At 54.7% G+C, this 14,487-nt stretch carries 11 protein-coding genes; 5 read left to right on the top strand and 6 right to left on the bottom strand.

Features of this window, described 5'->3' with window-relative positions:
* The first annotated feature begins 25 nt into the window (after positions 1–25).
* The 3 genes from JOE25_RS05995 to JOE25_RS05985 all read left to right on the top strand — a co-directional run bounded on the left by JOE25_RS05995 (position 26) and on the right by JOE25_RS05985 (position 2,958).
* On the top strand, positions 26–727 hold the full coding sequence (locus tag JOE25_RS05995) for an Asp/Glu racemase (RefSeq protein WP_209634194.1): 702 nt from the start codon (positions 26–28) through the stop codon (positions 725–727).
* Positions 728–736: 9 nt separating this feature from the next.
* Positions 737–1,405 carry an N-carbamoylsarcosine amidohydrolase gene (locus JOE25_RS05990; protein WP_209633219.1) on the top strand — a complete coding sequence of 223 codons (669 nt, stop codon included), beginning with the start codon at positions 737–739 and terminating at the stop codon, positions 1,403–1,405.
* 245 nt (positions 1,406–1,650) lie between these two features.
* Entirely contained in the window at positions 1,651–2,958 is a 1,308-nt protein-coding gene (locus JOE25_RS05985; protein ID WP_209633217.1) for an MFS transporter, read from the top strand.
* 379 nt (positions 2,959–3,337) lie between these two features.
* On the opposite strand, the gene dcp is transcribed toward JOE25_RS05985, so the two are convergent.
* Positions 3,338–5,536 carry a peptidyl-dipeptidase Dcp gene (gene dcp, locus JOE25_RS05980; RefSeq protein WP_209633215.1) on the bottom strand — a complete coding sequence of 733 codons (2,199 nt, stop codon included), beginning with the start codon at positions 5,534–5,536 and terminating at the stop codon, positions 3,338–3,340.
* 608 nt (positions 5,537–6,144) lie between these two features.
* On the opposite strand from dcp, the gene JOE25_RS05975 reads away from it, so the two are divergent.
* Together JOE25_RS05975 and JOE25_RS05970 are read left to right on the top strand one after the other, a co-directional pair.
* Positions 6,145–7,041: a glyoxalase gene (locus JOE25_RS05975; protein ID WP_245209703.1), complete on the top strand. Its 897-nt coding sequence runs from the start codon at positions 6,145–6,147 to the stop codon at positions 7,039–7,041.
* 50 nt (positions 7,042–7,091) lie between these two features.
* Positions 7,092–8,387, top strand: a complete 1,296-nt coding sequence (locus JOE25_RS05970; protein ID WP_245209702.1) for an alginate export family protein — start codon at positions 7,092–7,094, stop codon at positions 8,385–8,387.
* Positions 8,388–8,426: 39 nt separating this feature from the next.
* Here JOE25_RS05970 and xdhC read toward each other — a convergent pair whose 3' ends face one another.
* From xdhC to JOE25_RS05945, 5 genes are read right to left on the bottom strand one after another with little or no spacing between them, the layout of a single operon-like run.
* Positions 8,427–9,191, bottom strand: coding sequence for a xanthine dehydrogenase accessory protein XdhC (xdhC, locus tag JOE25_RS05965; protein ID WP_209633211.1), 765 nt, complete (start codon positions 9,189–9,191; stop codon positions 8,427–8,429).
* Positions 9,184–11,577: a xanthine dehydrogenase molybdopterin binding subunit gene (gene xdhB / locus JOE25_RS05960; protein WP_209633209.1), complete on the bottom strand. Its 2,394-nt coding sequence runs from the start codon at positions 11,575–11,577 to the stop codon at positions 9,184–9,186. Before xdhB ends, xdhC begins: the two co-directional genes overlap by 8 nt.
* Entirely contained in the window at positions 11,570–13,000 is a 1,431-nt protein-coding gene (gene xdhA, locus JOE25_RS05955) for a xanthine dehydrogenase small subunit (protein ID WP_209633207.1), read from the bottom strand. The genes xdhB and xdhA overlap by 8 nt, the downstream gene beginning before the upstream one ends.
* Positions 12,997–14,328, bottom strand: a complete 1,332-nt coding sequence (gene guaD / locus JOE25_RS05950) for a guanine deaminase (RefSeq protein WP_209633205.1) — start codon at positions 14,326–14,328, stop codon at positions 12,997–12,999. Before guaD ends, xdhA begins: the two co-directional genes overlap by 4 nt.
* A 1-nt stretch (position 14,329) precedes the next feature.
* Entirely contained in the window at positions 14,330–14,476 is a 147-nt protein-coding gene (locus JOE25_RS05945; protein WP_209633203.1) for a hypothetical protein, read from the bottom strand.
* Between the last annotated feature and the right edge of the window lie 11 nt (positions 14,477–14,487).

The following is a 14,487-nucleotide window of genomic DNA, read 5'->3' as shown; positions in this document are numbered from 1 at the left end:
GATCGTGCCCAGTTCCAATACCACGATGGAAACCGAAATCCCGGCGATGCTGACCGCACGTCAGTTGATCCGCCCGGAACGCTTCACCTTCCACTCCAGCCGCATGCGCATGAAGCACGTCAGCAAAGCAGAGCTGGCGGCGATGGACGCCGAATCAGACCGCTGCGCGCTGGAGCTTTCCGACGCGCAGGTCGACGTACTCGGCTATGCCTGCCTGGTGGCGATCATGTCGATGGGATTAGGCTATCACCGTGAATCCCAGGCGCGGCTGGCGCAGGTGACTCGGGACAACAACGCCGCCGCCCCGGTGATCAGCAGCGCCGGGGCATTAGTCAACGGCCTGAAGGTGCTGGGTGCCAAACGTATTGCACTGGTGGCGCCCTACATGAAGCCGCTGACCCAAATGGTGGTGGAATATATCGAACACGAAGGCATTGAGGTCAAGGTGTGGCGCGCGCTGGAGATCGCCGACAATCTGGCCGTAGGCCGTCATGATCCGGCCAACCTGCCGGGCATTGTCGCGGAAATGGACCTGAGCGATGTGGACGTTATCGTCCTGTCCGCCTGCGTGCAGATGCCATCCTTACCGGCGGTCGCTACCGTGGAGGCGCAAACCGGCAAGCCGGTGCTGACCGCCGCCATCGCCACCACCTACGCTATGCTGACGGCCCTGGAGCTGGAGCCGATCGTTCCCGGTGCCGGCGCCCTGCTGTCCGGCGCTTATTGAGGAGGCAACATGGAATCCGCAACCGAGAACAGTCTCACCGATAACTACAGCGGCGTCTGGGGTAACCGTATCGGTTTCGGCCATCGCCCGGCACTGTTGGTGGTCGACTTTATGCAGGGCTACACCACCGAAGGTGCCCCCTTGTTCGCCCCTGGCGTGGTCAGCGCGGTCGATGAAAGCGTGGCATTGCTGGCTACCGCACGCCAGGTGGGTATTCCGGTGATCCACACCAATATCCGCTATCATGCAGGGCATTTTGCCGACGGTGGCATCTGGGTGAAGAAAGCGCCGGTGATGAAAGACATGGTGGAAGGTCATCCGCTGGCGGCATTCTGCCCGCAGGTGGCACCGCTGTCCTCGGAAGTGGTGTTGACCAAGCAGTACGCCAGCGCCTTTTTCGGTACCTCGCTGGCCCCCATGTTGGTGGCGCTTGGCGTCGATACCCTGTTGCTGGTCGGCTGTTCGACCAGCGGTTGCATCCGCGCCAGCGCGGTGGATGCGGTACAGCACGGATTCCGTACCATCGTGGTACGTGAATGCGTGGGCGATCGCCACCCTGGCCCGCATGAGGCCAATCTGTTCGATATCGACAGTAAATACGGCGACGTCGTGACCAAACAGGAGACCCTCGATTATCTGTACACAAAATCATTCAAATTGCGTCGAGGCGGCAACTGAGTGAATCCCGATGAGCTTACTCAAGTAAGTGATTCAGGTGAACAAAGGCAGCCAACAAGGACGCAGTTTGAAGGATAAAGTGTAAGAACCGGCTGTAATCCAGAGCTTCACCTGCACGGAGAACTGAAAAATAAAGAAGGCGCGGCAAGCGTCTCAAGCGACCGCCCGATACAGGGCGGCGATCAAGCAAACACACACAACACTCCTCCTCAGGAGGCCACCATGCACCACCTGGAGACATCATCATGGCCATTGTTGAAACCCCGTTAACCGGGAAAGCGGGCGCAGAATCGCTTCTGTACCGCAAAATCACCTGGAAGCTGATCCCGTTTCTCTGTCTGTGCTATCTGGCCGCCTACCTCGACCGCATCAACGTCGGGCTGGCCAAGCTGCAGATGGCAGAGCAACTGCAATTAAGCGAGGCGGCCTTCGGTTTGGGTGCCGGGCTGTTCTTTGTCGGCTATATCCTGTTTGAGGTGCCTAGCAACCTGATCCTGCAACGGGTCGGCGCCAAGGTGTGGATCGCCCGAATCATGATCACCTGGGGCCTGCTTTCCGCGTGCACCATGTTCGTCACCACCCCGAATCAGTTTTACGTCATCCGTTTTCTGCTCGGCGTGGCGGAGGCCGGTTTCCTGCCCGGCGTGCTGTTCTACCTGACGCTGTGGTTCCCGACCTACCGCCGCGGCCGCATTATTGCGTTGTTCATGATCGGTCTGCCGCTGTCGAGCGTGCTGGGTGGCCCGATCTCCGGCTGGATTATGGGGCATTTCGACATGCGCCACGGGCTGCACGGTTGGCAGTGGCTGTTCTTGCTGGAAGGTATCCCCAGCGTACTGCTGGGCATACTGACGTTCTGGGTGTTGCCGAACCATTTCCGCCAAGCCAAATGGTTATCCGACGAAGAGAAACAGCGTATTGCGGATGACCTGGCGCAAGATGATGCCGAAGCCGGTCACAGCAAACACCGTTTTCGCGACGGCTTTTTTAACCTCAAGGTCTGGATGCTGGGCGGCATCGACTTCTCGATCCTGCTTAGCGCCTATGCGATGGGGTTCTGGATGCCCACTTTTATCAAAACCGCCGGGGTGACCGACATTACCACCATCGGTATGCTGACCGCGCTGCCGAGCGTCGCCGCACTGCTGGGTATGCTGCTGATCGGCACCAGTTCTGACCGCATGCGTGAGCGGCGCTGGCATATCATAGTGCCGTTTATTGTTGGCGCGATGGCGATGGCTGGCAGTACGTTCTTCACGCACAACGTGATCGCCACGGTGTTGCTGTTCTCCGTCGCCCAGGCGGCGATCATCGGTGCGGTGCCGGTGTTCTTCAGCCTGCCGGCCACCTTCCTGCGCGGTACGGCAGCGGCCACCGGCTTTGCGCTGGCCTGCTCGCTGGCAAATATCGCCGGGTTGGTGAGTAACTCACTGATGGGTCTGGCACTGGATCTGACCGGAAAAAGCGGTGGCGCACTCTGGGCCTTCGCCGGTTGCCTGCTGATCAGTTCTTTACTGGTGGTTGCCCTGCCAGCCAAGGTGGTTAACCGCTGAAGGTGTTGGGCGCGGTTTTTTTGAACTGCGCCCATGATTCAAACCTGTTGTTCGGCGTAATAGTTCTCTATGTGCTCTTGAGCTTGCCGCCTGAGTTTTTCGGTGGCGGGAAAACCGCTATAGGGAGCATAAAAAGTACAATCCAAGTAACAAATAAAGCCAACCCCAAATAAGGGTCATCTTTTAACGACCCAAAAGAAACAAACAGAAAGAAAAATGAAAATGCCATTATTAACCATGCTTCATGACGTCTTCTTTTCACCTTGCTCTCATCCAGAAACAACCTGGAATTCATCAACGATAGGTAAATGTTAAATTTATTAAATAACAAGGGCGTAATTTATTACGCCCTTGTTCGTCGTACAGACATCACACTATTTTATTCGTCTTTCAACCCACGGTTAATCAGCATGGGTTCGATGCTGGGTGCTTGACCGCGCCAGTCGATATACAGTTTTTCCAGATCCTGGCTGTTGCCACGCGACAACACCATGTCGCGGAAACGCTGGCCGTTCTCGGGGGTCAGGCCACCGTGTTCGGTAAACCATTGGAAAGCATCATCCGCCAGCATTTCTGTCCACAGATAGGCGTAGTAACCAGCGGCATAGCCGTTACCCCAGATATGTTTGAAGTAACTTGAGCGATAGCGTGGCGGCACATAGCTGAGATCGATTTTGTCTTTTTGCAGCGATTCGGCTTCGAACTTGTCCACGTCCTGTTGCGGTTGATCAGCACTCAACATGTGCCAGTGCATATCCAGCAGCGCCGCAGACAGCAGCTCGGTCATGTCATAGCCTTTGTTGAATTTGTCGGCCTTTTTGATTTTGTCGACCAGTTCTTGCGGCATCGCTTCCCCGGTTTTGTAATGCTTGGCGAAGTGCGCGAACACTTTAGGATCACTGGCCCAATGCTCGTTGAACTGTGATGGGAATTCAACAAAGTCACGCGCCGTGTTGGTGCCGGACAGGCTTGGGTATTCCTGATCGGCGAACATGCCGTGCAGCGCATGACCAAACTCGTGGAACATGGTGATCACATCATCATACGACAACAACGCAGGCTGGCCTGGCGCAGGTTTGGTGAAGTTGGCAACATTGTAAATCACCGGTTTGGTGCCTTTGAGCTTCGACTGTTCGACAAAGTTGCTCATCCAGGCACCACCGCCTTTGTTGTCGCGCTTAAAGAAGTCGGTATAGAACAATGCCAATGATTTACCGTCTTTATCGAACACTTCATAAACCCGCACGTCCGGTTGGTAAACCGGGATATCTTTGCGTTCTTTGAAGCTGATGCCGTACAGCAGATTCGCAGCATAGAACACGCCGTTGTTCAGCACGTTATTCAGTTCGAAATAAGGTTTGATCTGCGACTCATCAAGGTCGTATTTTGCTTTACGAACCTGTTCTGCATAGAACTGCCAGTCCCAGGCTTCAACCTTAAATCCACCTTTCTGCTGGTCAATCACAGCCTGAATGTCTTTGGCTTCACGTTCTGCACGGGCGGTCGCCGCAGGGACGATGTTACGCATAAAACTCAGCGCGGCATCCGGTGTTTTGGCCATCTGGTTTTGCAGTTTCCAGGCTGCGTAATTCGGGAAGCCCAGCAGCTTGGCCTGTTCAGCCCGAACCTTGGCCAAACGAGCGATTGTCTGGCGAGTGTCGTTAGCATCGCCTTTTTCTGCCCGGTTCCAGGACGCATCAAACAGCGCTTTGCGGGTATCACGATCCTTCAGGCTTTGCAGTTCTGGTTGCTGGGTGGTGTTTTGCAGCACCAGCAACCACTGTTTATCCAGCTTACGTTCGCTGGCGGCCTGGGCTGCGGCAGCCAGTTCGCTTTCCGACAGGCCGTCCAGCTTGCCTTTATCGGCGATCGCCAGCGCACCCTCTTTGGTTGCGGCCAGCAATTTGTTGGAGAACTGGGTGCTCAGCGTCGCCGCTTCCTGATTCAGCGCCTTCAGCTTGGTTTTATCGGCGTCGGACAGATTGGCCCCCGCCAGCTCGAAGTTCTTGTAGGTCACTTCCACCAGTCGGCGAGATTCCGCATCCAGTTTTAGTGCGTCACGCTGTTCATACACAGCCTTGATACGGGCAAACAGTTTGCTGTTAAGCATGATGGCGTCGTCCAGCGCCGCCAGCTTCGGTGAGCTTTCTTCGTCCAGCTTCTGTAACGCGTCGCTGGTGTTGGCCGAGGTCATGGCACCAAACACGTTCATCACTCGCGACAGCAATGCGCCACTTTGCTCCAGGGCCACAAAGGTATTTTTAAAATCAGGCTTGGCCGGATTGTTGGCGATCTTCTCCACCTCCTCCAGTTTTTGCTTGATACCGGCGTCAATCGCCGGCGCATAGTCACTTTCTTTGATCACATTAAACGGTGGTGCCTGGAATGGCAGGCGACTTTGGTAGAAGAACGGGTTTTCGTTCTTTTTGTCGTGCTGGTTGGCTTCGCCGGTCACGGTAGCCTCCTTTGCCTGGCCGCTTGGCAACGCGCTATGATCCGCGTGCGGGTTGGTCTCTTCTGCTTGTGCCTGTGTGCCCAGCGCCATGCCGATCGCCAGCACCAATGTCGATAAACGCATCAAATCGAAACTCCTCCATGTCCACAGAAAATTGTTGCGGGGAGTTCGTCTCCCCTTGAGTCACATCCTAGCTTAGGCGCAGTTGGCAGTTTGAGCAAAAACAAGTGATTAGGGAGCTTAACCACTAGCCGATGGACATTTCAAATTTGGCTCTATCACACAAATAGTGGTGATCCATCGGCGTTATCCACGGCTGCTACTTCAATATGCCCTATCACCCGACGTTAGCTGTACCCATTCACCGCCGCCTTAATATTATTGCCGAAATTTCTCGCATGATAACGAATTTCTTAAATAGCATTATTGAAATATTCATTGTCGCCGATGCGGTAATTTTAGCCATTAGTATTTTATTCCGCACTGACTAGAACCCTGTTCTTTTCCGTTAACTCAATGGTCTTTAATGAATTTTAACTAACTGTATTTAAATGGATAAAAAAACTCAACAAGCTGTATAAAATTATTATCTATGTTTTATTCATTAACTTCGTAAGATGAAATTCAGCATCGACTCTGCGCCGACGCCATTGAGTTTTTAATCAAATATAACGATTTCATGGTCGTTTATATCAACGATTCACTAATGCCAAGTTAATGAGGTGTATTGAATGACACAGGCTCGTATTCCTTCTTGCTGGATGCTGACATCGATATTTACCCTGCTCACTCCAGCCTTGTCGTACGCTAATGGTTCTGAGCTGGTCGCGGTCAGCCCTCAGTACGACACCACGCATGTATATGTTGAACACGGCAAAATGGACAACTTCGTAGACAGCATCGTGAAAACTTTCGGTGGCACCGTTACAAAACGCGTATTAGCTGATGTCACACCAACTCCGAGCCAAACATTTTCCCAGTTGATACTGACCCCCTCAGGTACTTTCTCGGTATTCGATTTCCAAACGCCGATCCCTTATCCATTCGGGACAGAACGCAACGGCTTTCTGGTAAAAAACATGGATGAAGCCATCAAACAAGCCAAGGCTTCAGGTGCCGATGTATTGGTTGAACCTTTCGATGACCCAATTGGTCGTGATGCGATAGTACAATGGCCAGGTGGCGTCAATATGCAGCTTTACTCTCATACCAAGGCTCCGAATTACAAACCGCTGTCCTACATTCCGGAAAACCGTATTTATCTCTCTTCTTATCGGGTAAATACTTTTATTAAAAGTTACCAAGCATTTTCTCATGGGAAAGTGGTCAGTGACACTCAAGTTAACGACCAGGTAATTGGTCGTAATGGGCAAAAAACTATTCGGGAAGTCAAGCTGGACTCAGCCTTTGGCAAAACTCGCATATTTGTCACGAATGGCTATTTGCCTTATCCCTTTGGCCATGAGCGGACCGGATATGCCGTAGCCAACCTGCAAGACACGCTCAGAAAAGCACGCGCCAGCGGTGCCAAGATTCTCTGGAATAGTAACCCCGCAGAAACAAAAAGCGCGGCACTCGTTGAGTTCCCCGGGGGCTATATAGCTGAAGTTCACCAATCTGCACAGTAATAATGACACTTTCTCTCACCGCACTACGGTGCGGTTTTTTGAGCATAAAAATGAAATTACCCTTTTATTTAGTGTTTACGCTAGGTTTACCCATCGCCTCTGCGGTGGCAGCGCCATCCCCGTCCTGGAAGAATATCGACCTAGGCGACAATAGGCTTTTGTCATTTGATGGTTCGCTGCGCGAACGCTACGAATGGACCGATCGCCGTGATCTCGGCGTGAACGGCGCCAGCCGCGATGACATTTTCATGCAAAGGCTATTGATCGGTAGTCGGTTTGACTATACCGACTATTTTAGTGCCTACATCCAAGTCGGTTCATCGTTGGCCACACCCCGCGAGCAGGGGCGCAAACCCACCGATGAAGATCATGCCTATTTGGGACAAGGGTACATAGACCTGAAGTTGCCCACCCCGTACGGTGAAGGCACACTGCGCGTAGGACGCCAGGAAATACCTTTGGGGGCACTGCACCTAATGGGAACCCGTGATGGGGCTAACGTGCGTCGCGCCTTTGACGCAATACGTGCCAGTTGGCAATGGGACACGAGTCGGCTTGATGCCTTTATCGGTCATCCCATTACGCTGAAAGAAGGCAGTTTTGACGACAGTACCGACAACAGTCAAAAAGTTTGGGGTATCTATGGCACCACGCCAGTCACCGCGTTCAACTCCTCAGTGGATGTTTACACCTTTGGTTTTGAACAGCAGAACGCCCACTACACGCAAGGGATGGGGGAAGAGCGGCGCTACACCCTCGGTGCTCGTTTGTATGGTCATGCAAACAACGTTGATTGGGATAATGAAACCGCCTATCAGTACGGTCAATTTCGGCAACATGACATACGCGCCTGGTCTGTTTCTAGTCATGCCGGTTATACCATTGAAAGCTGGCCTCTCAAACCAAGATTCGGCGGCAAAGCTGGCATCGCCAGCGGCGACAAAAACCCGCATGACGGGCAACTCAATACCTTCAATGCCATGTACCCCAAGCTGCCCTACCTGACCGAAAATGGCTTGGTCGCGCCAGCCAACCTGATCGACCTTCATCCCTCTATCACCCTGACACCATGGGAAACGGTATCGCTGGATCTCAGTTGGGACGCCATGTGGCGTCAGAGTTCGGCGGATGGTTTCTATCTGGGGCCCATGAGACCGGTCAAAGACAGTGAAAAAGGCAGTCGATTTATTGGCCATCAGTACCAGATCGAAACCCTCTGGACCCCGGAGAGTTGGCTGCAATTCAAGGTCGCTTACGTCTATTTCAACGTCGGACGCAGCCTTGAACAGCACGCCGGTTTGAAAGACATGAACTTCTTTCTGGCCCAAGGTACCTTCAGTTTTTGATCTGGCCTGTAAGAAACAAACATGCCGGGGGGATGCTTTCTACCTGCCATAACAGGCAATGATCTCCCCGGCTACCGCCACCGCAATTTCCGCCGGCAGCTTGCCTTTCACGTCTGGCAGCCCCACAGGGCAACGCATACCGGCAATCGTCTGTTCACTGATACCGCGCTGGCCCAGTTTATATTCGAAGCGTTTGCGTTTGGTCAGTGAGCCGATCAGGCCGAAGTAACCGGCATCACCACGGCGTAAAATGCGTTCTGCCAGCGCCAGGTCTAATGCGTGATCATGCGTCATGACGATGAAATAACTCCCTGCCGGCATGGCATCAGCCATCTCCAGCGGGTCTTCACAGATCTGCTGTTGAACCCCCTCCGGGATCAGCGCAGGGAACTCCGCAGCACGACCATCCACCCAATGCACCCGGCACGGCAGTGTCGCAAGGATGGTCACCAACGCCCGGCCCACGTGTCCTGCGCCAAACAGCGCAATCTGTGGTCGAGGGGGTATCAGGGGTTCGAACAGCACGTTGGTGGTTCCACCGCAGCATTGTCCCAGCCGAGCCGCCAGAGGGAAGCGCTCCAGTCGCAGCGTGGCAACGCCCTGCTTGAGCATGTCGCGGGCGATCGCTAACGCCTGAAACTCGAGATGGCCACCGCCAATGGTATTCACCGCCCGTTCCGCGGTTACCAGCATTTTGGTTCCACGGTTACGCGGCGTGGACCCCAACTCATCCACCAGCGTCACCAGGATGCAAGGCTCGCCACGCCGCCGCTGCTCGGCCAAAGCCTCAATCCATTCATCCATTGCCGTTCTCCCGCGCCAAGTTAGTGACAATGTCACTATTCAGCATCTGCTGTACGCCCCACAGCACCCGCTCTGGCGTGGCCGGTGCGTCAATGTTGGGCTGCAGGCGGTAATCCGACAGGCTGGCCACCGCGTCTTTTATCGCACACCAGACCGAGATCCCCAGCATGAACGGCGGCTCACCCACCGCTTTGGAGTGGAACACCGTGTCCTCCGGGTTTTTGCGGTTCTCCAGCAGCGTGACGCGCAGATCGGCAGGCACATCGCCAATCGCCGGGATTTTGTAGCTGGCCGGCCCGTTGGTCAGCAACTTGCCCTTGTCATCCCACACCAGTTCTTCGCTGGTTAGCCACCCCATGCCCTGCACAAATCCCCCTTCCACCTGACCTATGTCGATCGCCGGGTTCAGTGAGTCGCCCACGTCGTGCAGAATATCGGCACGCAACAGCTTATATTCACCGGTCAGGGTATCGATGACGACTTCCGCGCAGGCCGCACCGTAGGCAAAGTAATAAAACGGATGGCCGCGTGCCTGGTCGCGATCGTAGAAAATCTTCGGCGTGCGGTAATAGCCGGTGCTGGCGAGTGAAACCTGGTTGAAATAGGCCTGCTCAACCACCTGTTCAAAGCTGAAATAGTGCTCTCCTACCTTGACCTGACCATTATTGAAGGCGATCTGCTCGGCATCGACACAATGCTGTTTGCTGAGCATGTCGATCAGGCGTTGCTTAATGGTCAAGGCGGCATTCTCCGCCGCTTTGCCATTCAAGTCTGTGCCTGACGACGCCGCCGTTGGCGAGGTATTGGGTACCTTGCCGGTATCGGTGGCGGTGATTTGGATACGCTCAATCTCGACCTGGAACACTTCTGCGACAATCTGTGCCACCTTGGTGTTCAACCCCTGGCCCATTTCGGTGCCACCGTGGTTGAGTTGAATACTGCCGTCGGTGTAAATCAGTACCAGCGCCCCGGCCTGGTTGAGGAAGCTGGCGGTAAAGGAGATGCCGAACTTCACCGGCGTCAGCGCCAGCCCTTTCTTCAAAATCGGGTTTTGTGCGTTGAAGTGCCGAATCGCCTGACGCCGCGCCTGATAATCGGCGCTGTGTTCCAGTTCAGCGGTGATCTCTTGCAGCAGATTCTGCTCAACCGGCTGATAGTAATGAGTGACATTGCGCTGTTCCTTGCCGTAATAGTTGGTTTTGCGCACCGCCAGCGGATCGTCCCCCAGATAGCGGGCAATATGATCCATGACCTGCTCAATTGCCATCATGCCCTGCGGGCCGCCAAAACCACGGTAGGCGGTATTGGATGCAATATGGGTTTTACATCGGTGCCCCGTAATCAATACATCCTGCAAGAAATAGGCATTATCGGCGTGAAACATAGCACGATCGACGATAGACCCCGAAAGATCGAGCGAGTAACCGCAGTTGCCTGCCAGGTCGATTTTCACGCCGTGCAACAATCCGTTGTCGTCAAAGCCGACGTCATACTGAATATAAAACGGATGACGCTTACCGGTAATCAGCATGTCGTCACGGCGATTAAGCCGCATTTTGGCCGGTCGTCCAGTGAGATGCGCCACTACGGCACATAAACACGCCGGGCCTGCGGCCTGCGTTTCTTTGCCACCAAAGCCACCGCCCATACGACGCATGTCGATAGTCACTTTGTGCATGGGCAGATTGAGCACCGCAGCGACCAGTTTTTGTATTTCTGTCGGGTTCTGGGTCGATGAATAGACCAGCATGCCGCCGTCTTCGACGGGCAGCACCGAGGCTATCTGGGTTTCCAGATAGAAATGCTCCTGTCCCCCAACGTGCAACTCACCCTGAATACGGTGCTTAGCTTGCGCCAGTGCCCCCTCGACATCACCCCGTTGATGATGATGGGCCTCCTGTACCACAAAGCCATCTCGCAGGGACTGCGTGACGTCCAACTGGGCAGGTAAATCCTGATAGGTTACGCTGACCGCCTGCGCAGCGCGCCAGGCGGTCTCGGGATCGTCCGCCGCCACGACCACAATCACCTGCCCGACGTATTCCACCTCCTCTTTCGCCAACAGCGGATCGCCGTGGGTTAAAGGTGCGATATCCAACTCGCCCGGCACGTCCTGCCAGGTGATCACCCGCACTACACCGGGAAAATCGTAACAGGCAGACAGATCCAGTTTTTCTATACGGGCATGCGCCCGTTCGCTCAGCTTGGCCGCCAGGTGCAACTGGTTGGGAAACTCCAACCGGTCGTCAATGTATTGTGCTTCTCCGCTGACGTGTTTGTCGGCGCTTTCGTGTTTACGACTCCGTCCCACACCGCTGGTCAATGACTGACGGAAGCGTTCGGCCAGTTGCGCCTGCGTCTGTTCGCTGTATTTGCGATTACTCATGGGCAGTCACCTCGATCGCCAGCTGCGGCTCAGTCAATGCGATGAAATAGCGACGCAGCAGATTTTGCGCCACCAGCAAACGGTAGGCGCTGCTGGCACGAAAATCGCTCAGCGGCGTAAAGTCTTGTGCCAGCGCCTGCGCAGCCCGTTCCACCGTGGCGCGCTGCCACGGCTGCCCCACCAGTTGCTGTTCGCTCAGCAAGGCGCGTTTCGGCGTTGCCGCCATGCCCCCAAACGCCAAACGGGCGTCACGAATGACACCTTGGTCAAGGGTGAGATTGAAGGCACCGCAGACCGCAGAAATATCATCTTCCAGCCGTTTAGAGACCTTCCAGGCGCGGAAATCTGCCGGCGCTCTGGCTGGCAACAGGATATTTTCAATAAACTCTCCCGGCTGCAATGCGGTCTGGCGGTAGCCCAGGAAGAAGTCGTTCAACGGCAGTTCACGACGCGCCTTACCGCAGCGCAACGTCAGCTTCGCATCCAGCGCTAACAGTAACGGTGCACCATCACCAATCGGGGATGCGTTGGCGATATTGCCGCCCAAGGTGCCCTGATTGCGAATTTGTTGCGAAGCAAAACGCCCCAACAGTTCGCCAAAGGCCGGGTGATAGCTGGCCAGTAGCGGGTATACATCGCTTAACGTCGCCCCGGCCCCGATGATCAGACGCTCATCCTGCCAACGGACGCGCTTGAGCGCGTCAATCTGCCCAACGGCGATCATCAACGGGATATCCTGATGACGCTGAGTGACCTCCAGTGCCAGGTCGGTACCGCCGGCCAGCAGTTTGGCCTCAGGGTGTTGCTGATACAGCGTCGCCAGTTCATCGAGGGTTTGTGGCAACAGGCAGCGTTTGCCCGCGGACGCCACCAACGTCGCTGGGCCTATCGCCTGTAAACGCTGTCGCGTTTGCGCCTGGTCGCGTTCGAAACTGTCGGGCGTTTTGGTATTGCAGGCCTGCTGCGCCGCGGCCAAAATTGGCCGATAGCCGGTACAACGACACAAATTCCCAGCCAACGCGTGCTGCGCCTGTTCAGGCTGATAGCTTTCACTGTTTTTTTGTAGACAAAACATCGACATGACAAATCCCGGCGTGCAAAAACCGCACTGTGAGCCATGACAGTCAACCATCGCCTGCTGCACGCTGTGCAACGCCCCCTGCTGTTTAAGATCCTCTACGGTGATCAGCTGTTTACCGTGCAGCGCACTGACGAAAGTCAGGCAGGCGTTAACGCTGCGATAGCGCAATTGTTCGCCGTCCGGCTCCGCCAGGACGACAGTACAGGCGCCACAGTCACCGGAAGCGCAGCCTTCTTTGGTGCCGCAGCGGCCGAGATCGCGACGCAGATAGTTCAGCACCGTCGTGTTGGGATCGAGCGCTGTTTCACTTTTCAGCGTTTGATTAAGCAGAAACTGGATCATGCAGCCTCCTGGTGCGTGGTCGGCCGATAGACCACTTTACCGTCGACGTAGGTACGGTAAACGTTGCGATCATCGCCCAGCGTCATCAGCACAAAAAGTTGTTCCGCTAACTCGCGGCTGTTCTCATGGCGCAGCTTCTGCAACGGTGACACCGCAGGATCCAGCACCACAAAGTCCGCCTCTTTGCCAATGTCAAAGTTGCCGATTTTATCCTCCAGCGACAGTGCCCGTGCGCCGCCCAGCGTGGCATGGTAAAACGCCTCGCAGGCGGAAAGTTGGTAGTGCTGCAACTGGCCAACCTTATAAGCCTCACCCAGCGTTTGCAGCATATTGAACGTGGTACCGGCGCCAACGTCGGTGCCGATGCCCAGTTTCACCTGTTTTTGCCAAGCCTTTTGCATATTGAACAGGCCACTGCCAAGGAACAGGTTGGAGGTCGGGCAAAAGGCGATCGCCGAGCGGGTCTGGCATAGGCAGTCCCACTCTTGCTCTTCCAAATGCAGGCAGTGGGCGAAAACGCTCCGCTCCCCGGTCATTCCATACTGATGATAAACATCCAGATAGCTGCGGCTGTCCGGGAACAGTTCTTTCACCCATGCCACTTCATCCAGGTTCTCACTCAGGTGGGTGTGCATATAGGCATCGGGAAACTCTTCGCGCAGCCGTTGCACCTGTGCCAACAGGGCCGGTGTGCTGGTAGGGGCGAAACGCGGTGTAATGGCATAACTCAGCCGTTGCTTACCGTGCCAGCGTTCGATCAACGCGCGTGTTTGTTGGTAACTCTCCTCCGGGGTTTCCAACAGGGCGTCCGGTGCGTGGCGATCCATCATCACCTTGCCGGCGATCAAACGCATATTGAGTGCTGCTGCCTGACTGAACAAGGCTTCTACCGACTGCGGGTGCACAGTGCCAAATACCAGTGCCGTAGTCGTGCCATTGCTTAGCAGTTGTTGTAGAAAAAACGCCGACATTTTGTCGGAATGCTGTTCACAGCAAAACTGGCTTTCTGTCGGAAAAGTATAGTTTTTCAGCCACGCCAGCAGTTGATCGCCGTAGGCACCAATCATTTCGGTTTGCGGATAATGAATATGGGTGTCGATAAAACCCGGTACGATCAGTTTGTCACGATAATGGGTAACCTCACACCCCGACGGCAATAGCGACTCCCCCTGCTGCCAGCTACCAAACCAAACAATGGTGCCTTCATTAAGCAGAATTAATCCGTCAGGAAGATGGCGTAATTGCCGACTCAACTGTTGCGGGTTATCCACGCAGGCAGTGATATCAAAGAAATTGCCACGAATCGCCGTGGTGAATGGGATGCTCATTTTACTTTCCTTCTCTACAGAACCAGCGCACAACACCCAGCTGAGTCAATTCAGGCCAGGGCGTGATCGCGGTCTTTTTATCGATCGCAGGTGTTGGTTTAAGAATAGCAATCAGCGTGCCAATGGGTTTTTTATTGATGATTTCCATTTAAAAACAAA

This window comes from Serratia sp. PL17, from assembly GCF_017832355.1.
GTDB lineage: Bacteria > Pseudomonadota > Gammaproteobacteria > Enterobacterales > Enterobacteriaceae > Serratia.
The sequence above is the reverse complement of the archived record's forward strand: the minus strand, read 5'-3'. Positions and strand labels throughout refer to the sequence as shown.